The sequence below is a fragment of the Flavobacterium sp. TN-1 genome (assembly GCF_052828645.1).
Genome location: NZ_CM128253.1, coordinates 832,587 through 855,849, shown reverse-complemented (window position 1 = coordinate 855,849; position 23,263 = coordinate 832,587). Strand labels below are relative to the sequence as shown.

Sequence of the window (23,263 nt, the reverse complement as noted above, 5' to 3'; positions counted from 1 at the left end):
CAAAATCAAACAAATATGTAAAGAGTATGATGTATCTTTGTAAAACACATTGCCTCTTAACTAGACTCAAAATGATGCTTTGTGTAATAAATAACAAAAACAATAAAAAAATGTCAAAGCCAGTTAGAGTGCGTTTTGCACCCAGTCCAACAGGACCTTTACATATAGGCGGTGTAAGAACAGCCTTATTTAATTATTTATTCGCTAAAAAACATAACGGGACATTCTATCTACGAATAGAAGATACAGATCAAACTCGTTTTGTTCCTGGAGCAGAAGCTTATATTTTTGAAGCTCTAGAATGGTTAGGAATAGCTCCCGATGAAACGGTAGGGAAAAATGAAAAATTTGGTCCTTATCGCCAAAGTGAACGTAAGCCAATATATAAACAATATGCTGACGAATTAATTGAAAAAGGATGGGCTTATTATGCTTTTGATACAGCTGAAAAACTGGATGAACTAAGAAAATCCGCAGAAACTAATGGTCAAACTTTTATATATAATCATACCGTTCGAGAAGCTTTAGATAACTCCTTAACCTTATCAAAAGAAGAAATAGAAAAACGCATAGCTAATGGTGATGCTTATGTAGTACGTTTTAAAACTCCTGTTAATCAAATATTAGAATTAAAAGATATTATCCGTGGGGATATAAAATTTGATACTAATCTATTAGATGATAAAGTATTATTTAAAAGTGATGGTATGCCTACTTATCACTTAGCTAATATTGTTGATGATCATTTAATGGCAACTTCACATGTCATTCGTGGTGAAGAATGGTTACCATCATTACCATTACACGTGCTATTATACAAAGCCTTTGGTTGGGAAGCACCTGAATTTGCACACTTACCATTAATATTAAAACCGGTAGGCAATGGCAAATTATCAAAACGTGATGGTGATAAAATGGGATTCCCCGTATTCCCATTAGAATGGAAAACAGAAGAAAATACTTCTATGGGGTATCGTGAAAATGGTTTCTTCCCAGAAGCTGTAGTAAATTTCCTTGCGTTATTAGGTTGGAATGATGGTACAGAACAAGAAATCTTTTCATTAGAAGAATTAATAAACAAATTTGATTTAGCACGTGTAAATAAATCGGGAGCTAAATTTGACCCTGAAAAAAACAAATGGTTCAATCATCAGTATTTATTAGGGAAAAGTGATAACTCACTAACTAATAGTTTTGCTAAGGAATTGGAAAAAAGAGGGATTACAACTTCCTTAGATTTAGAAAGAATTGTTTCCTTAAACAAAGAACGTGCAAATTTTGTAACTGATTTATGGGATCTAACTGATTATTTCTTTGTAGCCCCTACATCTTATGATGAAAAAGGTTTAAAAAATTGGAAAGAAGAAACTCCTGAATTATTAAACCAATTGATTACTGTTTTAGAAGGAATTTCAGATTTTACAAGTGCAACTATCGAAACATTAGTAAAAGAATGGTTGACAGCTAATGAAATTGGGATGGGTAAAGTAATGCAACCCTTCCGATTAAGTTTAGTAGGAAAAATGATGGGACCCCATTTATTTGATATTGTAGAGATTCTTGGAAAAGAAGAAACTATTAAACGTTTAAAAAGAGCTATAACAAGTATATAAAAGTATAACCCTCAGCAAATGCTGGGGGTTATACTTTTATAAATCAAAATAATATATGTAAAAAAGTTCGCTTACACATATAAATAAATATTTAACAAACTAATTTTTTTATTATGAACTCATTATTTATTCTTTTTATCTTCTTTGGATTTATTTTATTAATATCATCCTTCTTCACTGTAAAACAACAAACCGCTGTAGTGGTGGAACGTTTTGGTAAATTTAATAGCATTAGACAATCTGGTTTGCAAATTAAAATTCCAATTATTGATCGTATAGCTGGACGCGTAAATTTAAGAATACAACAACTAGATGTGGTTATTGAAACTAAAACAAAAGATAACGTATTTGTTAAAATGAAAGTTTCAGTACAGTTCAAAGTAATTCAAGAAAAAGTATACGATGCTTTTTATAAATTAGAATATCCTCACGATCAAATTACCTCTTATGTATTTGATGTAGTTCGAGCAGAGGTACCTAAACTTATTTTAGATGATGTTTTTGTACGTAAAGATGATATTGCCGTAGCTGTAAAACGCGAATTAAATGAAGCAATGACTACTTATGGATATGATATTATAAATACTTTAGTTACTGATATTGATCCAGATATACAAGTAAAAAATGCTATGAACCGTATTAATGCTGCTGATCGCGAAAAAACAGCTGCTGAATATGAAGCAGAAGCACAACGTATTAGAATTGTGGCTAAAGCTAAAGCGGAAGCAGAAAGCAAACGCTTACAAGGACAAGGTATTGCAGATCAACGTCGTGAAATTGCACGTGGCTTAGTAGAAAGCGTAGATGTATTAAATAAAGTAGGGATTAATTCACAAGAAGCCTCCGCACTTATTGTGGTAACTCAACATTATGATACTTTACAAGCAATTGGTAGTGATACCAACTCTAACTTAATTTTATTACCTAACTCACCACAAGCTTCAACCGATATGTTAAATAATATGGTAGCAAGTTTTTCAGCAAGCAATCAAGTAGGAGAAGCTATGAAATTAGGTACCAAAAAGAAACAAGAGCAAGCTAAAAAGTTTCTAGAAGAAAATTTTGGAGATCATAACTCTGAAGAAAATGTTTAAAAAATAAAAAAGTGGTCAAATGACCACTTTTTTATTTTAAAGCTTTTTAAGAAACTATTATACTAATAGTAATAAAATCACCTTATCTATTTTTTTTTATTGCTTAAATTAAAAATATAAAAGCCAAAATAATAAAATAAAATCTATTAATTTTTAAAAACAATAAAAAAAACCTATAATAACAAAAAACTATTAAAAGTATTAATTCTTAATAATTTTCATAATACTTCTTTTATCGCTTTCAAAAAACACATCTAAAAAATAATGTCCTTCCTCTAACTTACTAATATCAATCGAAGAAAAAGAATAAGGCAATTCTAAAGTTCTTCCATTAATATCATAAGAAATAACTTTTTTAATTTTTTCTGCAGTATCTACAAAAACATTTGTTTGAGCAGGATTAGGATAATGACTAACTGAAATAGATTTAAAATTTTCAGTACCTAAAGTTTCACCTACGTTAATACTCTGACCAGGTACATTATTATAAGCATAACTTTTAAGAGTAATAACTCCATTAGCCGTACTATTAACTAATAACCAACCATAATATTTAACCCCAGAAATTTTGAAAAAACATCCAATATAAGAATCTCCTATGGGAAATTTTTCATTTGGATTAGCCCAATTAGGATTAATATAAGCATCACCTTGTGCATCAAAACTACTTGAATTTGAAATAGTTGAACCAAGTGCTAAAGATTTAATAATATCCCAACCATGACCACTAGCTAAAGTGCCTGTAACAATAAAATTAACATCTGCAGGGTTAAATAAACTTCCTACAGAACCTCCCATTTCTTGAAAGCTAAACTCTGGAATCGCATCATTATTAAAATCAATATCAAGAGATACATCAGGTGTAAATGTAAAATCAGCTATATCACGAACAATAATATTTGCTTGTGATTGTACATACATAAAAAAGCAAAAAATGCCAGAAGTAATTTTTTTCATAGATTAACATATTAAATTAATGATATTAAAAGTAATAAAAAAAGAGCTCAATTTAATCATTAAGCTCTTTAAAAAATAAATATTTATTTAACTATTCTTCTTTACTTTCAACCTTTGCCCAAGTGTCTTTCAAACCAACTGTTTTGTTGAAAACAAGCTGATTTTCAGTAGATTCCTTATCTACACAGAAGTAACCTAAACGTTGAAACTGAAAATGTTCTAATTCCTTTGCACTAGCTAAACTAGGTTCTAAATATCCTTTGATAACGGCTAAAGAATTTGGATTAATAAACTCTTTAAAATCAACTTCTTTGTTACCATCTGGATTTTCATGCGTAAATAAACGGTCATAGACACGAACTTCAGCTTCAATTGCATGATTAGCTGATACCCAATGAATAGTTCCTTTTACCTTACGTTTAGAAGCCTCTGTACCACTACCTGAACGCGAATCTGCATCATACGTCGCATGAATTTCTATAATATTACCTGCCTCATCTTTAATAACAGACTCCGCTTTAATGATATACGCATTTTTTAAACGTACTTCTCCATCTAATTTCAAACGGAAAAACTTTTTATCTGCCTCTTCTTTAAAGTCCTCTCTTTCAATATATAATACTTTAGAAAAAGGTACTTTTCTAAAAGTCAATACTTCTTCTTCAGGATTATTTTCAGCTTCTAACCATTCTTCTTGCCCTTCAGGATAATTAGTTATTACCAATTTTACAGGATCTAGAACCGCCATAACACGTGGGGCAGTCTTATTTAAATCTTCACGTACACAGAACTCAAGTAATGAAACATCAATCAAATTCGTACGTTTAGCAATACCAATCGTTTTAGCAAAATTACGTATCGAAGCTGGTGTATAACCACGACGACGCATCCCAGAAATGGTACTCATTCGAGGATCATCCCATGCAGTTACATGTCCTTCTTGTACTAATTGTAACAATTTACGCTTTGAAACTACCGTATGTGATAAATTTCTACGAGCAAATTCACGTTGTTTTGGACGTGTTTTTGAACTATCATAAATGTTATTTAAGAACCAATCATATAATTCACGGTGAGGCAAAAATTCAAGTGTACAGAACGAATGCGAAATCTGTTCCATATAATCACTTTCTCCATGTGCCCAATCGTACATAGGGTAAATACACCATTGATTAGCCGTACGATGATGATGCTCGTGCATTATCCGATACATCAACGGATCACGCATCAACATATTAGGAGATGCCATATCAATTTTGGCACGTAACACATAAGAACCATTAGGAAATTCACCGTTTTTCATACGAGTGAATAAATCTAAATTTTCTTCTACAGATCGGTCACGATTCGGACTATTTACTCCAGGTTGCGTAGGCGTACCTTTTTGCTTTGCCATTTCTTCAGATGACAAATTATCAACATAAGCCTTGCCATTTTTGATTAAAACAACAGCCCAGTCATATAATTCTTGAAAATAATCTGAAGCATAACATTCTTTATCCCACTGAAAACCAAGCCATTCTACATCACGCTTTATCGCATCAACATATTCTTGTTCTTCTTTAGAAGGATTAGTATCATCAAAACGAAGGTTAACGGGCGCGTTATAATCTAATCCCAAACCAAAATTCAAACAAATAGCACTAGCATGTCCAACATGCAAATAACCATTAGGTTCTGGTGGAAAACGGAAACGCAATTTATCTTGTGACAAACCATTTTTTAAGTCTTCTTCAATGATTTGCTCTATAAAATTCAAAGATTTTTCAGTATTCGACATGGTAATTTTTATACTTTTGACAAAGATAGAAAAAAGAGTTTATAAGTTGTCTTGTTTAGTAGGTTTAGAAGACCAACCTTACATTATAAACTTATAAAATCTTAAACTTTTGAACAAAATGGGAATAATACGATTAAAAAATATACGAACCTTTTCGAATCACGGATGTTTAGTAGAAGAGAGTAAAATAGGGAGTCATTATAGAGTAGATTTAGAAATCGAAGCTGATTTAACTCAATCTGCACAAACTGATAAACTTGCAGATACCGTAGATTATGTACATTTAAACAAAATTGTGGTAGAGGAAATGGCTATTCGTTCGGAATTATTAGAGCATGTAGCCCAAAGAATTATTGACAGAACACTAAATGAACTACAATTAGTGGAAAAAATAACCGTAGAAGTAGCAAAAATTAATCCACCAATAGGCGGTGATGTTCAAGAAGTTAGTATTTTAATAACAAAAAAAAGATAAACTTTTAATCAGAAAGCTTTTAAAATATAAACTTTTGATTATATTTGCATCCGCAATGGCGTCGTGGCCGAGCGGCTAGGCACCGGTCTGCAAAACCGTCTACCCCGGTTCGAATCCGGGCGATGCCTCAAAAACCTTCCAAGAAATTGGGAGGTTTTTTTTATATCTTCACATTTCAACTTCTTTTTTAATATAGGATAAAAAGAAAAATTTGACTTGATCCTTCATCCGTAATTTAGAAATTTATATAAAATAAAAAAGGCCTGATTACTCAGACCTTTTTTCCTTTTGGCTTGCGGAGAAAGAGGGATTCGAACCCCCGGACCTGTTACAGTCAACAGTTTTCAAGACTGCCGCATTCGACCACTCTGCCATTTCTCCAGTATATCTCGCTCTACTTCCGTATTGCGAGTGCAAATATAAGACAGTTTTTTATATTTACAAACTACTTTTAGCATCTTATTTATAAAAATATTTTAAAAATAATATAACTATCTAAAAAATAGTGTATTATACTCTTAAAAAAATTAGACTTTTTTAATTTTTATAACGGGAGTTTTGGAAATAGCTAAATTTAAATCTGATAAAAAAGTAATTTTATGAATTTGAATTAATGTAGCTTTATCTTTATTTAATATAGCTTCATACACATCTGCTGGAATTTTATTTCCTTTGATTTCAAAACTATCTAGGAATTCACCTGCCATATTAGTCAAATGCAGACGAAATCCTGTAACCGTAATACTATAGTCTAATAAAAAATCAATTAATTTGAATGTAATTTCTGCATTTAATAATTCTTTGGTAGGAATTTCTAAGACACAATCACTATTAATACATCCTTTTTGATTAACTAACAAAGCGGCCAAAGGCAAATCTTTTACTCTCAAGGTATGTTCTTCAATTACTTTTGTACTATCAGAGGTGTTAATTTCCACAAATACTTTCGTTTCCTTGCCATTTTTAGGTTGAAGGGTATAGTTACCATCAGAAGACTGAAAAAGTGCCTCTCCTTTAATTTTAAAAGGTTTTGATTCTTTTACTTGAATAGAAATTGGATTGGGAATCCCTTTGTATACAATATTTAATTTATTTAATCCTATTAAAGAAAGATTGGGTTTAGAAGTAGTAATAGAATCATTTTGACTGTAAATAACAACAGGTAAAAGAATTAGAAGTAATAATTTTTTCATATTTGTTTATTTTTAGATTAGGGGTTTTATTGGGCATGAAATTACCAAAAATAAAATAAGTATTTTGAATTTTAATTATACAAAAAAAGAGTAATGTTTCCATTACTCTTTTTCTATTTTCTCAATTGTATCTTTTACAAATTGCTTATCAGAAGGAAACCAACCTTGGGCTAACAGTATGGCTCCAAAAATTATTAATAGTATAGAACTGACTTTTTTGATTTTAATAATATTAGATGGAGTTAGTTTAGAACGCAATTGTTTTGCAGCTAATATTTTACAGACATCTGTAGTTAAATAAGAAAGTATAACAGTTGTAAAAAACCAAAAAACATTTGAGCTATCCATTTCTAAACGAGGACCAAAAGTAATGATGATTAATAACCAAAATCCTAGAACTCCAATGTTAATAAAGTTTAATAGAAAACCTTTTATGAATAGACTTATATAGTTTTTCTTTATTAAATCTACAACTTCTTCATCTTCTTCTATATTTTTACTGGCTTTGTATAATTTGGCATAAGAAATAATACCATAAGCTAACATGACAATTCCTCCAAAAATAAATAACGCAGGATCATCTTTTAAACTTTGAATCAAACGATAACTTCCCAAATAAGCCAGACCTATAAAGAAGATATCTCCAAGAACAACTCCTAAATCAAAAAACAAAGCGGCCCTAAATCCTTTTGTTATACTAGTTTCTAATAAAACAAAAAAAACAGGACCAATCATAAAGCTCAGGAAAATACCTAAAGGTATTCCGTTGCTTAAAATATATTGTAACATAAATTAACTGCTAGAATTAATTGGCAATTTAATTCTATATTCTTGAAAAATCTAATTTTTAGTAATTTTAAGAAAATTTTATTTCAAAAGATCTATTAATCAATATAGTTTTTATTGGTTTTTATCTCTTCGTATCGTAATATTTCCACCAAAAATGGTTTTTTCATTTACTTGCTTAGGTTTACCATAAATAGTAATATTTCCTCCAGCTCTTGCTTTAGCATCCACCACATCATAGGCTGAAATATCAATTTGTCCACCTGCATTTACGGTAACCGTAGCTTGTTGTGTTACACAATTTTTAGCTGCTAAAATGCCACCCGCCGTAGAAACTGCATCTATAGTTTGTGTTTTTCCGCCTAAAGTAACTACACCGCCGCTACTGGTTTTGACATTGATTTTAGAGGCCTCAACAGCTAAGTCAACTTTACCACCTTCTTTAGCAATAATGTCAAACATAGCTGATTTTAAAGTAGCATCACTAGTAACTAAACTTCCTTCATTGGCTTCAACCGCTTCTAAAGCTTTGAAATACACTGTAGCGGTAATAGCATCGCCTTTTAACATTTTACCAAACGGCATACGTACTTTCAATTCTCCATCTTTAGTAACTAATTCAACTGCTTCAGAATTGGTTCCTTTTAATTCAATTTTGTTTTCAGTAGCGGGAACCAAATGAATTTCAATTTGGTCGAAACCCGTTACTTTAGAAATGGTTCCAAGAGATTTACTGGTTTGTGCACTCATCACACTTACAGCAAATAACGAAAAGGCTATTACATGTTTTTTCATTGATATCTTTTTAAATTAAATTATTCTAGTGTTCAGATGATAAACTGCTAACTGCTACTGAACACTGAATACTCACTTAATTTCTTCTAATAAAATGATAATCCAATTGTTTTTTCACTAAGTCAGCGTTTTTCACTTTTACCCAAACTTCATCTCCTAACTGCAACAAATCTTTAGTCACTTGACCTACTAAAGCATATTGTTTTTCATCAAACGTATAATAGTCTTCTTTTATTTCACGAATGCGAATCATTCCTTCACATTTGTTTTCAACAATTTCAACATAAATTCCCCATTCCGTTACGCCAGAAATCACACCTAAAAACTCTTGGTCTTTATGGTCTTGCATGTATTTCACCTGCATATACTTGATAGAATCGCGTTCGGCATTGGAAGCACTATTTTCCATATTTGATGAGTGCACACATTTTTCTTCATAAGCTTCTTCATCGGCACTTTTAGCTCCATCTAGATATTGCTGTAGCAAACGGTGTACCATAACATCTGGATAACGACGAATAGGCGAAGTAAAATGTGAATAATAATCAAACGCTAATCCGTAATGACCAATATTTTCAGTAGAATACTTAGCTTTACTCATGGTTCGGATAGCTAAAGTATCCACCATATTTTGCTCTTTTTTCCCTACTACATTTTCTAACAAAGTATTCAACGATTTAGAAATGGTATCTTTTGATTTGAAATTCAATGAATACCCAAACTTAGAAATTACGCCTTGTAAGTTCATTAACTTATTTTCATCTGGTTCATCATGAATACGATACACAAAAGTTTTCTTTTGTTTACCAATGAATTCGGCTACCTTTCTATTGGCTAACAACATGAACTCTTCAATCAAATGGTTAGCATCTTTAGCTATTTTAAAATAAACCCCTACAGGTTCATCGTTTTCATCCAATTTGAATTTCACTTCTACTTTATCAAAAGAAATAGCACCGTTGTTCATACGGTTTCTTCTTAAAATTTTAGCCAATTCATCTAATTTCAAAGTCGCCTCAACGATAGCATCTGGAACGAAGTAGGTTTCTTCGGTCAATGAAATTTCAGCAGGAATAGTATTTCCTTTGGTTTCAATGATATGTTGCGCTTCTTCATAAGCAAAACGTTGGTCAGAATAAATTACGGTACGACCAAACCACTGGTTCACCACTTGCGCTTTTGCATTGATTTCAAAAACAGCAGAGAAAGTATATTTTTCTTCATGCGGACGTAACGAACAGGCAAAATTACTCAAGACTTCTGGCAACATAGGCACCACGCGGTCCACCAAATACACCGAAGTAGCACGCTTGAAAGCTTCATCATCTAAGATAGTCCCTTCCTGAACATAGTGCGAAACATCGGCAATATGAACCCCAATTTCATAGTTTCCATTTTCTAAAACTTGGAAAGAAAGAGCATCATCAAAATCTTTTGCATCTTTAGGGTCTATCGTGAATGTCAATACGTTACGCATATCACGACGCTTGGCAATTTCTTCGGATTGAATAGACGTATCTAACTTTTTAGCATAAGCTTCAACTTCCACAGGGAAATCATAAGGCAAACCATACTCAGCAAGAATAGCATGAATTTCTGTATCATGTTCTCCAGGACGACCCAATACTTTTTCAACACTTCCAAAAGGAGAATCTGCTTTTTTAGGCCAATCTTCAATTTTAACTAAAACAACATCACCGTCTTTAGCTTCACCCATTTTTTCTTTGGGAATAAAAATATCCGTGTACATCTTTGGGTTAGCAGTAGTTACAAAAGCAAAATTCTTTTGCACATCAATCACTCCCACAAATTCCATACGTTCACGTTCCAAAACTTCAATCACTTCAGCTTCGGGACGCTTGCCTTTACGACGGTTGTACACATACACTTTTACCTTATCGCCATGCAAGGCATGATTCAAATTAGCAAAAGGAATAAACACATCTTCCTCAAAATCTTCGCATAGCAAATACGCAGTTTTACGTGCAGTCATATCAATTATGCCTTCGTAGTAATCCTGACTTTGCGCTTTTACGATATATTTTCCAGGTTCAATTTCTAAAATCTGTTTTTTAGAAGCTAGGATTTTCAAATCCTTTATAATTTCATTTCTACTTTTGGTATCATCTACATCTAATCGGGACGCAATCTGCTTGTAATTAAAAGGCTTATTAGGCTCTTTGGAAAGCAGTTTCAAAATTTTTCCCGAAAAGTCTTTCACCCCTTTACTAAATCTTCTAGGCTTTTTACTCATCTTCATTTTTTAAATATCGCTGAAAATTACAAAATAGTATTCAGTTATCAGTAACTAGTCATCAGTTTTAAAAAAAATATAAAGTTTAACAGTTTTAATTTTTTTCTAAAATCAAGAGTTTTTAACAACAACTAAAAAAATAAAAAAGAAGATTTTTAAAAAATTAAATTTTTGATTGTTATGATAGGGTGTTAATAAAGGGGAAAACTTTTGTAGGATTCCTTTTGTTATTGAGTTATTCAAAGTTATACAGAGATATTAACAGTTTTGTTAATTTTTAATATATTGAAAATTAAGGTAAAGTAAATTTTTAGTTACGTTTATTAACAGTTGTTAACATACATATTTTAGTTTCTTTTTTTGAAAACTTAGGTTGTTAATAGTTGTTAATAACTGTCAATATCTATTGAATAATTTTCCAAAAAGTCACCGAAACTTTTCTTGCATAATTAAAACTGATTTTGGATTAAGAAAAAAAGCTTTAGAAGTCAAAAAAAGTTTTATTTTTCTCTTATTACTTATTAACAATTTTTATTAGACAGCAATCCCTTGAAAATCAAGGTTGTTTTTTGGTTTGTTAACAACCTAAAAATTCTTGTTTTTTTAAGTTTATAAATCCTTGAAAAATAAGGTTTTAAGTTATTAACTGTTTTGTTAATAACTGTATAATGTATTGAAAATTAAGTAATTATAATTTAATCAACATCATTTTAAGGAATAGTCATTCTATATAGTAATAAAAAGATTTCATTTTATTTCGATGCGTTCTCTTGATACATATTAATATGTATTTTTGTACTATAAATACAAACAACACACTTATGATTATTTCAATAGGAAACGACCATGCTGGTCCTGATTATAAAAATGCTATTGTACAATACTTAGAAAACAACGGTCATACGGTTATCAATCATGGTACCGATGCTTTTGATAGCGTAGATTATCCTGATTTTGGCCACCCGGTGGCTTATGATGTAGAAAGCAAAAAAGCCGATTTTGGTATTGTGATTTGCGGAAGTGGAAACGGAATTGCGATGACAGCTAACAAACACCAAGATATTCGTTGTGCTTTATGTTGGACGGTTGAAATTGCGGAACTTGCGCGTCAGCATAACGATGCAAACATTATTAGTATACCAGCGCGTTATACTTCAATTCCTCAGGCTGTAGCAATGGTGGAAACATTTTTAGATACTCCTTTTGAAGGTGGTAGACACGCAAATCGTGTGAAGAAAATAGCTTGTAAATAGATTTTTAGATGATTAGACTTCTTAGGCAATTTTAGACAAGAAGTCTAATTTATTTAAATATTCTATGAATAAAGAGTGTCTAAATAGTCCAATTATCTAAATATTTCTAGATGTCCCATAATCATGTCCATATCCATAAGCACGAAGTAGAAGGAAAGAACCTTGTTTTTTCTATACTATTGAATTTGTTAATAACCTTAGCGCAGGCTATAGGTGGATTGATTTCAGGGAGTTTAGCATTGATTTCAGATGCTTTACATAATTTCTCGGATGTGCTTTCTTTGTTTTTTAGTCTAGTGGCGCATAAATTATCCAGAAGGAAAGCTTCGATTGACCAAACTTTTGGTTACAAACGCGCGGAGTTAATTTCGGCTTTTGTCAATGCCATGACCTTGTTAATTGTTGCTATCATATTAGGAGTAGAAGCCGTGAAGCGATTTTTTCATCCAGAGCCTATTCAGTCTAATTTAGTCATTTGGTTAGCCTTGTTAGGTATAGTTGCTAATGGGTTATCTGTTTTGCTTTTACAAAAAGATGCCGAACACAACTTAAACATGAAATCAGCTTATTTGCATTTGTTAACGGATATGATGGCATCGGTTGCGGTTTTAGTAGGTGGAATAGTAATGAAGTTTTATGGTTGGTTTTGGGTAGATAGTGTACTGACTTTATTAATATCAATTTATTTAATTTTTGTTGGTATCGATTTATTAAAATCTTCTACTAAAATGTTGATGTTATTTACACCTGAAGAGATTGATATCAAAGCCATTGTTCGTGAAGTACATCGAATTCCAGGGGTAGGGAAGTTGCATCACATCCATGTTTGGCATTTGAATGAAGAAGAATTGCATTTAGAAGCTCATTTGGACTGTGCAGCAGATATTAAAATGAGTGAATTTAATGATTTATTACTACAAATTGAAGTACTTTTATTTGAAAAATTTGGTATCAATCATATTAACATTCAACCAGAATATAAAAAAGCTGACCCAAAAGAATTTATAGTTCAAGATTAAAATAAGAGGATGCTTGTTGAGCATCCTTTTTTATATAATGGGTAATTGTAATTTTCTTCGAATCGCATAAATTCGAATTGCGGCGGTGATAAACACACTTAAAATCATACTGGTATCGGATTGCATTTTGTAATTTACCATTATCAAATACAAGCCACCTCCTATTATGCAAGCCGTGGCATATAATTGTCCTGGTTTTAATAAGGCGGGTACTTTGTTGCAAAGTACATCACTTAATAAACCTCCGAAAGTTGCGGTAATAATTCCCATGATTAAGGCATATCCATCAGAAATACCATTGCGCAATGCCACTTGTATTCCTACGACTGTAAAAAGTCCAATACCAAAAGCATCTATCCAAAAGATTAATTTTTTGATGAGGCTGGAATTTAGTTTAAAGAAAAATGTAATAATTGTAGAACCAAGGACAATAATAATGGCTACGTTATCATGTACCCAGTTTACTGGTCGCACACCTATCAGTAAGTCACGAAGTGTTCCTCCACCATACGCCATACAAAATGCCAGTACTGATGCTCCAAAAATATCGAAACGTTTAGTCCGTGCTTTTAGTACACCCGTTACGGCAAAGACAAATACACCCGTATAACTTATAATTTGTAAGGTATCCATACTCAATTTTTTTGCAAAGATATTGCGGTTTTCCCCAATTTATTGCTGTATATTTACTTATAACAATGTAGAAATTTTTCGTGATTTTTTGTGTATGACTTCAGAAAAACCTTTATTTAAAAAAAAATATTATCCAATTAACAATTTATTGTATGATTATTTAGAAAAATACAAAAGGTTAACCAAAACGAGTGTGTTTTATGAAGATTTATTGCGATTTCAAGGTTCTGTAGTGGTTTATGATACTAAAGGAAAAGATACTTTATGGATTAGGGTTTATTATAATGAATATGAAAAGAATGAAATAGATTTTAGTCTTAAAAAGATTTATACATTACTACATTCAGATGGAGATGAAAGTAAAATACAATTCTTAAATGTAGACCATATAGACTTTTGTACTTTTGGTAATTCTAAACCATTTAGGATAAAAGTTAGAAATATACTAAATGATAATTACACCCATTTTTATGTAAAAAAAGCAGATGCTTCACGTATTTTTGGACTAGAATTAGAAGATATAATTTCTCCTAATCGAATTAATTATTTAGTATTTAAAGATACACTTATAGAAGAACATATTGTGGGAATTCCAGGTGATATTTTTATAAAGCAACATTTATCAAATTGTTCTGAATCAGAAAAAGCTCAAATTGCTAAAGAATTTGTAAAATTTAATGAACGCTGTATGATAGGACTCTTGGGTGATATGCGTTCATATAATTTTGTAGTAATTCCTATTTATGATTATGATCATTTGGTTTTTAAAATTCGAGCTATTGACTTTGACCAACAATGTTATGAAGGAGATTTTAAATTATATAAACCTCATTTGTTTAAAGAAAATTTTCAATTTAGTAAATTGGTAAGTGAAAAATTAGAAGTTAATTCTATTGAGCAATATCAAAATGAAGAACGTTCAATTATGGTAAAAAGAATGGTAGGTTCTGAAGAAAGATTGAATGATTTGTTGCAGGCAATGAAATCTATGCAGTTATCTACTATTGAAAAACTAGAACGGTTGAAAAAGGAAATATATCTATTTACTCATGATATGCAGTTTAAAAAAGCCAACTCTATGGGAGAGGTAATAGAATCAGCCTTGCTATTTTTAAAGCGAAATTATAGAGGAAAATTTTAATAAATTATGTTAATTCCGTCAGTTTATTGACTTAATTTATATTAATTCCGTCAGTTTACTGACGGAATTAATATTTTTATTAAATTTGTATTTATAAATTTTAATAAATATAGCCTTATGAATTACATTAAAAGAGCCGTATTTGATGATTTTAATAATTATTTACATCCTAATAAAGTACTGATTTTGTTGGGTGCAAGACGTGTAGGTAAAACCCAACTTATAAAAAAATATGTAGAAGTTACAGATGAAAAGGTGTTACAACTTAATGGTGAAGATAAAAATGATGCAAGACTTTTAGAAGAAAGAACGTTTGAAAACTATAAAAGATTATTACGAAATATTAATTTATTAGTAATTGATGAAGCACAAGCGATAGAGGAAATAGGATTGATATTAAAATTTATTGTTGATACGATTGATGGAATAAAGGTGATTGCAACAGGATCATCTATGTTTGACTTAAATAATAAATTGGGTGAACCTTTGGTTGGAAGAAAAAATACTTTGTATCTATACCCATTGTCTCAGATAGAATTTTCGGAATATGAAAATTATAAAGAAACAGTTGAAAATCTTGAGATGCGATTAATTTATGGAGGTTATCCAGAGTTAACGCACTATGAATCATGGTATGACAAACAAAAGTATTTACGTGAAATTATAAATTCATATTTATTAAAAGATATATTGGTTTTTGATGGTATTAAAAACTCTAATAAAATTTATGATTTATTAAGGCTTATTGCTTTTCAAATAGGGAAAGAGGTTTCTTTACAAGAATTAGGTAAGCAATTACAATTATCTAAGAATACAGTAGAGCGTTATTTAGATTTATTGACTAAAGTATTTATTGTTTTTAGAGTAGATGGTTTTTCACGTAATTTAAGAAAAGAAATTACTAAAAGTAGTCGTTGGTATTTTTTTGATAATGGTATTCGTAATGCTATTATTGGAAATTTTAATACATTACAAAATCGTATGGATATAGGTGATTTATGGGAAAATTATCTGGTTTCTGAGCGTTTAAAAAAACAAATTTATCATAAGTTATATAAACAAAATTATTTTTGGCGTACTTATGATCAGCAAGAATTAGATTGGCTTGAAGAAAGTGCAGATAATTTAGCTGGATATGAGTTTAAATGGAATGAAAATAAGAAAACAAAAATTCCAACGGCTTTTGCTAAAGCATATCCTGATGCTACTTTTGAAATTGTAAGTAAGAAAAATTACTTAGATTTTATATTATAAATTAATAGCCTTTTTTGAATGAAAAATTAAGAAAGGCTATTATTTCAGTAAAAAATAAATTCCTATTACGTTGGCAATAAATATAATTGTGAATCGCCAAATGAAACTTATTTTTGAAGTTTTGTGTTTAAATATAAACATTCCTAATAAACTACCTATAGCACCTCCTATTAATGAGATACTTAATAAATCTTTTTCAGATATGCGTCTTTTGTTTTTTATAGCTAATAATTTGTCAATTCCGAAGAGTATTAACGAAAGGATATTTACAATTAAAAGGTAAGTAAGAAACATTTTCATTAAATCAGAATTTTAAAGAATCCAAAAGTAGTCATAATACTTATATTTGTTAGTTAAATTTTTAAATACTATAATCATTGAAGCCTATCTTTTTATACTGTATACTATTTTTGAATACGTTTGTTTGGACTCAAAATACTTTTAAAATAAATGGAAATGTAAAAAATATAAATAAAAAGGGAGTTATTGCATTGGTTACATTTACTATTAAAGGTTTTGATAAAACTATTGTAACTGATAGTTTGGGTAATTTTAATTTCAAAATAACAGATGATAAAATAAATATTAAAATTGAAGCTGAAGGTTATATAAATTACGAATCTGATTTTAAAATTACTGAGGATACTGATTTAAATATTATTTTAAAGGAGAATAAGAAAATTGATGAAATTATTATTACAGAGGATAAAAGGAAAACATTTTTTAAAAATGATAAGAATTTTTTAAAATTAAATGTATCTCAATTGAGCGATTTGCCTTCTTTAACTGGTAGTATTGATGTTTCAAAGATTTTGCAATTAACTCCTGGTGTTCAAAATTCAGGTGATATTAACGGATATTTGTATGTTAGAGGAGGAGATGCTGGGCATTCTATTTTTAAATATAATGATGTACCAGTGTATGGATCAGCTCATTTGTTTGGAATATTTCCTTATTATAATGCTTTTCATATAGGTGAATTAATGTATGATAAATCAAATTTAAGTTCTGTTAATGGTAATATACTAGGGGCTTACATTAATACTAAGAGTAATATTATGAGTATTGATAAGGCAAGTTTTCAGGTTAATTTAGGTTTGTTAGCTTCTCAGTTTAATATTAAAATACCTTATAAAAAAACTGTGTTTTCTTTATCTTATAGAAAAACTTATCTAGATGATTTTCTTAAATTAATTAATGTTAAAAATGAAGTAAATTACAGTTTCGAAGATATTAATTTTTCTTATCTACATAAAATGAGTAATAAATCCAAGCTCATTTTTGATTTTATGACAAGTAAAGATAAATTAAAATATAACAGTGAAGAGTTATTTGCTGATATTAATCTAACTTGGAAAAATTATATTGCTGCTACTCAGTTCCAACATTCTAAAAATGAAAAATTTAAATTTACTGCAAACGCATGTTTTTCTAAGAGTCTATCTTCAATGAATATACTTCAACATGATTTATCTATAAAAGTAAATACTTCTATTACTGATTTTAGTTTAAAGAGTAATATTATTTACAATATTTATAAAATTAAATCCGAAATAGGATTAAGTTATAATAATTATACAATTTCACCTTATAATTTAATTTTGGCTAATTTTGGTTTTACACCCAAAACAAAATATGAGAATATTAATTCTAATTTATTTTCAATCTATCAAGATTTTAATTTTTTTATAACAGATAATATCAATCTTAAATCGGGAATTCGTTTCAATTACTTTAATCACTCTAGTTCAAATAAGTATTCCTTTGAGCCTAAGTTAGGTATTTATTTTAATGAAAAAAGAAACACAAATTATTATATTACTTTGGCTCAAAAAAGTCAACATTTAAGTTTAGTTACCACTTCTAGTATTGGAATTCCAACAGATTTTTGGGTTGCATCAGCAAATAATATCCCTTTTCAAAAGTCAAAAGAAATTTCTTTTGGTATAAACCATCATTTCAATAAAAATATTGTTACGAATTTTGATTTATTTTACAATGAAATGAAAGATTTATTAATTTATCCATTTGCTCTTTCTCAATTTAATGAAGCCTCTTCTATAGAAAAAGATATTTTCATAGGAAATGGTAAAGCTTATGGTTTTGAGTTTTTATTGAAGAAAGAAAATGGAAAATTTAAAGGTTGGATGAGTTATACTTGGAGTAAATCATTAAGAAGCTTTCCAAGGATTGATGAAGGTAGTAATTTTTACGCCAAATACGATAGAAGACATAATTTTACAACAATTATAACTTATAGTTTCACTCCAAAATTTGTGATAGGTTTTACACAAATACTAAGTTCTGGGAACCGTTTTACTTCTGCAGATCAGATATATTTTGTAAATAATGTTCCTGTAAAAGAGTATAACGAATATAATAAAGCACAGCTTCCTTTTTATAACAGAACAGATTTTTCTTTTAATTTTTGGATTATGAAAAATAAAAGAAAGGAAAGCAAAATTACTTTAAGTGTTTATAACTTATTTAATATTGAAAATCCAGTATATCAATCAGTCAATTTTGAAAAAAATGAAGAACAATTATCCATTACAAAAAATGATAAAGTATTTTACAAAATTTTACCTTCGATTAATTGGTATTTTAAATTTTAGTTTAAAAATTACTGTATTGGTGTTTTCTTTTTATTCTTGTCAAGACAATCTAAACGATACTAAAGTTTCAAAACCTAAATTGATTGTTGAAGGTTGGATTGAAGAAAATGGTGTGGCAAATGTAATTTTATCAAAAAGCATACCCACTAATACTAATTTTAACCAAAATAATATTGATAAATATTTTTTAAGGGCAGCCAAAGTGACTGTTTCAGATGGGATAAATACTGAAATATTACATCTAAAAATGGTAAATGGGTATATTCCTCCTTTTATTTATACAGGAGAAAATATAATAGGTAAAAAAGGATTTACTTATACCTTAACGATAGAGTTTGACGGACAAGAATTAAGAGCTGAAACAAGTATTCCTGAATCTGTACCTATAAAAGAACTAAGTATTGAAAAAATAGATGATTTTAAAAGAAAAATAGGAATAGAGTTTATAGATCCTGATAACAAAAATTACTATCAAATAGGAACTAGAATAGTTGGAAAAGATTCATTATTTATCCCTACTTTATACGGAACAATTGATGACGAAACGTTTATTACAAAAAAAGTAAAATTAAATTTATTAAAAGGGATTCAATTTTATCCAGTAGAAAATACCGAAACCTATTTTCCTTCAGGTAAAATTATAGAAATAAAATTAAGAACATTAGAAAAAAAGAGTTACGAATTTTGGAACAGCTGGCAAAATGATGTTTTAAATGGTCAAAATCCATTGTTTCCAGCCACTTTTAATCTAAAATCTAATATAAAAGGAGGCTTAGGAATTTGGGCTGGTTATGGTGCTGATGTAAAGATAATAAAAATAAAATAGTATAAAAAAGTTATAAAATCTTCTATTTGATTTTTTAAAGTATCAAATCCAGTAGAAAAATACACATTCATTGCAACTACTGAATTATCATCAAATTTTAGATAATATTTGACATCATATCGCTCAACTTTTTGATAAACTGTTCCCATACTATATTCCCATGTTCCATTTCTCCAAACAAAAGGCGTATTACCTGAGGATACGAGTTCAGATTTTGCTACAATACTAGCAATTTTATTTTTATCCTTTTTAGAAACTAAAACTAATTTGCTATGTTTATTATAAAGTTCAGCTTTTAAATCGCTTATCTTTTTACTTTTTTCATTAGATTTTATATAATAATCAGATGAAAAATAATTAGGTTTAGGAATACTGCTTTCAGCTTTTTCAAGTTCTGTCGTAGTAGTTTCAATATCACTTGATCCTAAAATAGCAAAATCATCTAGAATAGTTATCAAAGTATTTGCCTTACCATAATCTGTTGATGAAGAATTATGATTATTTAAAAACTGATCAATGTTACCATTTGAATCAAAATTATAACCTAAAATAGATTTACCATTATTTGTTAATAAAGCACTAGCAATTGATGGAGAACTATTTCTATTATTTTTGATTTCTAAAGCATAACCATCGTTTAATGTTAATTTTAAATTAGATGTTGTAGGAATATGATTGTTGTTATTGTATGTATTTACAACACTAATATTTCCAGAATCAACACCTTTTATTTTAATTGTAGCATCAACAGTTAAAGGTAAATGAATTTTATCTAGTACTTCATTAGATATTAGAACTGGAACCATATTTCCTATATTCGGATCATACACCCATTGATAACGTTTTGGAGTATCAATTATATTAACTTTAATAGGAGAAGGCGTTGCGTTTAAAACTATTTCAGCGTCATTAGTAGTTCCTGAAATTTTAGAAGGATACCTAAAAGTTAAGTTATTTGTTGAAACTGTTTTTTCCCATCTTTTAACAGTATTATTCCAAGTGTATATACCAAAAACATCAGACACATTAAAGACATCACTTATACCATTATTATTACCACCACTTAAGATATCAATTCTATCAATTTCCAATAATTTATCTAGATTTTGAATGGCTTCAATAGTTGAAGATGTTTTTGTTTTTTCAAACTCTGAAACAGTTGCTTTTGCTTCTGTTTCTAATTTCAATTTTTTTTGTTCTGAAGTTAAGGAAGAATAAGGTGCATCCAATAAACCAGTTACTGATACTGGAGTTTCCTCAATGACTTCTTCGTTTTTTGAACAACCAAAAAGTACCTGTAAGGCTAGTAGCCCTAAAAAAATTTTTTTCATGAATAGTTTATTTAATTATGCAAAAATAAATTTTTAAATAAAAAAACAAAGCCCGAATTTTAAATTTTAAATTTTTTAATTTATATGGTATTTTAGCACTCTTATTTTTACAAAATGACAAACATTGACTTTATACTAAAAGGAGTTCAAACGACTCCAAAAAATATCCAAAATACACTTGAATTACTTTTACAAGATTGTACGATTCCTTTCATAGCTCGTTACCGAAAAGATACCACTGGTAATTTGGATGAGGTGGTTATTGAACAAATCGCAAAACTAAACAAGCAATACGACGAAATCGTAAAGCGAAAAGAAAGTATTTTAAAATCAATCGAAGAACAAAATGCTTTAACACCTGAATTGAAATCAAAAATCGAAAATAGTTTTGATTTGCAGGAAATAGAAGATTTATACCTTCCTTACAAAAAGAAAAAGAAAACGAAGGCTGATACAGCACGTGAAAATGGATTAGAACCATTAGCAAAAATAATCATGTCGCAACGTAATGATGATGTCGAATTTTTAGCATCGAAATATTTAAATGATAAAGTTGCCAATGAAGAAGAAGCCCTTCAAGGTGCCCGAGATATTATTGCCGAATGGATTAACGAAAATATTTTTATTCGTAAAAACTTACGCCGAATGTTTCAGCGCAAAGCAGAAATTACTACCAAAGTGGTTAAAACCAAAAAAGACGACGAAGCGGCACAAAAATTTTCTCAGTATTTTGATTGGGCAGAACCCATAAGCAAAGCACCTTCACATCGTTTATTAGCCATGTTAAGAGCGGAAGCTGAAGGTTTTGTTAAATTGAATGTAGAAATTGAAAAAGAAGAAGCTATTTCATTCATTGAAGATAATATCATAAAATCGAATAACGATACCACCCAACATTTGGAACTAGCAATCAAAGACAGTTATAAACGCTTATTAGAGCCCGCTATTTCAAATGAAACCTTACAGGAAGCTAAAGAAAAAGCAGACATCAAAGCAATTGATGTATTTGCAGGAAACTTGAGTCAGTTGTTATTAGCGCCTCCTTTAGGTGAAAAACGAATTTTAGCCATTGATCCAGGTTTTAGAACAGGTTGTAAAGTAGTTTGTCTAGATGAACAAGGCGATTTATTGTACAACGAAACTATTTTTCCGCATGCGCCTCAAAATGAAACAGCAATGGTGATGAAAAAAATAAAATCGATGGTAAACGCTTATAATATTGAAGCGATTTCCATTGGTAATGGAACGGCAAGCCGTGAAACCGAATTTTTCATTAAAAAAATTGCCTTTGATAAGCCTGTTCAAGTATTTGTGGTGTCAGAAGCAGGAGCTTCGGTATATTCAGCATCAAAAATTGCAAGAGACGAATTTCCTAATTATGATGTCACCGTTCGTGGTGCCGTTTCTATTGGACGCCGTTTATCAGATCCTTTAGCCGAATTGGTTAAAATTGACCCGAAATCTATTGGTGTAGGGCAGTACCAACACGATGTGGACCAAACCAAGTTAAAAGAAGAATTAGATACTACGGTCGTGCGTTGCGTAAACTCGGTTGGGATTAATATCAACACAGCGAGTAAATCCTTGTTGAGTTATGTATCTGGAATAGGCGAAAAAATGGCTGAAAATATTGTCAATTACCGTTCAGAAAACGGTGCTTTTGAAGAACGAAGCCAATTGAAGAAAGTCCCTCGCTTAGGAGACAAAGCGTTCCAACAAGCAGCGGCTTTTATCCGAATTAAAGACGGAAAAAACCCATTAGACAATTCGGCAGTACACCCAGAATCATACAAAATGGTCGAAAAAATGGCCAAAGATTTAGGAATCAAAGTAGCCGAACTAATTGGAAACAAAGAAAAAATAGACAAGATAAAACCTGAAAATTACACTACGCCTGATGTTGGAATTTTAGGAGTTAAAGATATTTTAAAAGAATTAGTAAAACCAGGGCTAGACCCACGTAAAGCGGCCAAAGTTTTTGAATTTGACCCGAATGTAAAAACCATCGCCGATGTGCGCAGCGGAATGATTGTACCCGGAATTGTAAATAACATTACAGCTTTCGGTTGTTTTGTCGACATCGGAATCAAAGAAAGCGGACTCGTACATATTTCCCAACTCAAAGAAGGCTATGTTGCCGATGTGAATGAAGTAGTCAAACTCCACCAACACGTACAAGTTAAAGTCGTTGAAGTGGATGAAGCTAGGAAAAGAATCCAGTTGACGATGATATTGTAAATTTTT

Annotated in this window: 19 protein-coding genes and 2 tRNA genes; 11 read left to right on the top strand and 10 right to left on the bottom strand. The window is 30.1% G+C overall.

Features of this window, described 5'->3' with window-relative positions; all coding sequences use genetic code 11:
* The first annotated feature begins 110 nt into the window (after positions 1–110).
* Positions 111–1,613, top strand: coding sequence for a glutamate--tRNA ligase (gltX, locus tag ACUXZJ_RS03540; RefSeq protein WP_060383916.1), 1,503 nt, complete (start codon positions 111–113; stop codon positions 1,611–1,613).
* A gap of 113 nt (positions 1,614–1,726) precedes the next feature.
* Entirely contained in the window at positions 1,727–2,707 is a 981-nt protein-coding gene (locus tag ACUXZJ_RS03535) for an SPFH domain-containing protein (protein WP_060383734.1), read from the top strand.
* Between the two features lie 201 nt (positions 2,708–2,908).
* On the opposite strand, the gene ACUXZJ_RS03530 is transcribed toward ACUXZJ_RS03535, so the two are convergent.
* Entirely contained in the window at positions 2,909–3,664 is a 756-nt protein-coding gene (locus ACUXZJ_RS03530) for a T9SS type A sorting domain-containing protein (RefSeq protein ID WP_060383735.1), read from the bottom strand.
* A 91-nt stretch (positions 3,665–3,755) separates the two neighbouring features.
* Positions 3,756–5,444 (bottom strand): glutamine--tRNA ligase/YqeY domain fusion protein, encoded by a 1,689-nt coding sequence (locus tag ACUXZJ_RS03525; RefSeq protein WP_060383736.1) that lies wholly within the window; start codon positions 5,442–5,444, stop codon positions 3,756–3,758.
* Positions 5,445–5,562: 118 nt separating this feature from the next.
* Here ACUXZJ_RS03525 and folB point away from each other — a divergent pair, with 118 nt between their 5' ends.
* On the top strand, positions 5,563–5,919 hold the full coding sequence (gene folB / locus ACUXZJ_RS03520) for a dihydroneopterin aldolase (RefSeq protein WP_060383737.1): 357 nt from the start codon (positions 5,563–5,565) through the stop codon (positions 5,917–5,919).
* A gap of 57 nt (positions 5,920–5,976) precedes the next feature.
* Positions 5,977–6,047: transfer RNA gene (locus tag ACUXZJ_RS03515), tRNA-Cys, on the top strand.
* A 168-nt stretch (positions 6,048–6,215) separates the two neighbouring features.
* Here ACUXZJ_RS03515 and ACUXZJ_RS03510 read toward each other — a convergent pair.
* The 5 genes from ACUXZJ_RS03510 to rnr form a co-directional block, all read right to left on the bottom strand.
* Positions 6,216–6,300: transfer RNA gene (locus tag ACUXZJ_RS03510), tRNA-Ser, on the bottom strand.
* A 146-nt stretch (positions 6,301–6,446) separates the two neighbouring features.
* On the bottom strand, positions 6,447–7,112 hold the full coding sequence (locus ACUXZJ_RS03505) for a GldM family protein (protein ID WP_060383738.1): 666 nt from the start codon (positions 7,110–7,112) through the stop codon (positions 6,447–6,449).
* A 102-nt stretch (positions 7,113–7,214) separates the two neighbouring features.
* Positions 7,215–7,901 (bottom strand): LysE family translocator, encoded by a 687-nt coding sequence (locus ACUXZJ_RS03500; protein ID WP_014165837.1) that lies wholly within the window; start codon positions 7,899–7,901, stop codon positions 7,215–7,217.
* Positions 7,902–8,012: 111 nt separating this feature from the next.
* Positions 8,013–8,693: a head GIN domain-containing protein gene (locus ACUXZJ_RS03495; RefSeq protein WP_446195791.1), complete on the bottom strand. Its 681-nt coding sequence runs from the start codon at positions 8,691–8,693 to the stop codon at positions 8,013–8,015.
* Between the two features lie 76 nt (positions 8,694–8,769).
* Positions 8,770–10,947 (bottom strand): ribonuclease R, encoded by a 2,178-nt coding sequence (rnr, locus tag ACUXZJ_RS03490; protein ID WP_446196269.1) that lies wholly within the window; start codon positions 10,945–10,947, stop codon positions 8,770–8,772.
* Between the two features lie 821 nt (positions 10,948–11,768).
* Here rnr and rpiB point away from each other — a divergent pair.
* Together rpiB and ACUXZJ_RS03480 are read left to right on the top strand one after the other, a co-directional pair.
* Positions 11,769–12,200, top strand: coding sequence for a ribose 5-phosphate isomerase B (gene rpiB / locus ACUXZJ_RS03485; protein ID WP_063743480.1), 432 nt, complete (start codon positions 11,769–11,771; stop codon positions 12,198–12,200).
* 110 nt (positions 12,201–12,310) lie between these two features.
* A complete protein-coding gene (locus ACUXZJ_RS03480; RefSeq protein WP_063743479.1) occupies positions 12,311–13,219 on the top strand; it encodes a cation diffusion facilitator family transporter in 909 nt (302 codons plus the stop codon).
* A 30-nt stretch (positions 13,220–13,249) separates the two neighbouring features.
* Here the strand turns inward: ACUXZJ_RS03480 and ACUXZJ_RS03475 are convergent, their stop codons facing one another.
* Complete coding sequence (locus ACUXZJ_RS03475; protein WP_063743478.1) at positions 13,250–13,852, bottom strand: trimeric intracellular cation channel family protein; 603 nt, start codon at positions 13,850–13,852, stop codon at positions 13,250–13,252.
* A gap of 94 nt (positions 13,853–13,946) precedes the next feature.
* Between ACUXZJ_RS03475 and ACUXZJ_RS03470 the strand changes: the two genes are divergently transcribed.
* Positions 13,947–14,993, top strand: coding sequence for a hypothetical protein (locus ACUXZJ_RS03470; RefSeq protein ID WP_060383748.1), 1,047 nt, complete (start codon positions 13,947–13,949; stop codon positions 14,991–14,993).
* Positions 14,994–15,110: 117 nt separating this feature from the next.
* The gene (locus ACUXZJ_RS03465) at positions 15,111–16,247 is read left to right on the top strand and encodes an ATP-binding protein (RefSeq protein WP_063743477.1); all 1,137 of its coding nucleotides are present in this window, start codon (positions 15,111–15,113) and stop codon (positions 16,245–16,247) included.
* Positions 16,248–16,286: 39 nt separating this feature from the next.
* On the opposite strand, the gene ACUXZJ_RS03460 is transcribed toward ACUXZJ_RS03465, so the two are convergent.
* Positions 16,287–16,547 carry a DUF1294 domain-containing protein gene (locus ACUXZJ_RS03460; RefSeq protein ID WP_060383750.1) on the bottom strand — a complete coding sequence of 87 codons (261 nt, stop codon included), beginning with the start codon at positions 16,545–16,547 and terminating at the stop codon, positions 16,287–16,289.
* 110 nt (positions 16,548–16,657) lie between these two features.
* Between ACUXZJ_RS03460 and ACUXZJ_RS03455 the strand changes: the two genes are divergently transcribed.
* Both ACUXZJ_RS03455 and ACUXZJ_RS03450 read left to right on the top strand, forming a co-directional pair.
* Entirely contained in the window at positions 16,658–18,862 is a 2,205-nt protein-coding gene (locus tag ACUXZJ_RS03455; RefSeq protein WP_063743476.1) for a TonB-dependent receptor, read from the top strand.
* Positions 18,807–19,688, top strand: coding sequence for a DUF4249 domain-containing protein (locus tag ACUXZJ_RS03450; RefSeq protein ID WP_158447627.1), 882 nt, complete (start codon positions 18,807–18,809; stop codon positions 19,686–19,688). Before ACUXZJ_RS03455 ends, ACUXZJ_RS03450 begins: the two co-directional genes overlap by 56 nt.
* On the opposite strand, the gene ACUXZJ_RS03445 is transcribed toward ACUXZJ_RS03450, so the two are convergent.
* Positions 19,652–21,019 (bottom strand): hypothetical protein, encoded by a 1,368-nt coding sequence (locus tag ACUXZJ_RS03445; RefSeq protein ID WP_446195785.1) that lies wholly within the window; start codon positions 21,017–21,019, stop codon positions 19,652–19,654. The two genes, ACUXZJ_RS03450 and ACUXZJ_RS03445, sit on opposite strands and share 37 nt — an antisense overlap.
* A 114-nt stretch (positions 21,020–21,133) precedes the next feature.
* Between ACUXZJ_RS03445 and ACUXZJ_RS03440 the strand changes: the two genes are divergently transcribed.
* A complete protein-coding gene (locus ACUXZJ_RS03440) occupies positions 21,134–23,257 on the top strand; it encodes a Tex family protein (protein WP_063743475.1) in 2,124 nt (707 codons plus the stop codon).
* Positions 23,258–23,263: the final 6 nt, after the last annotated feature.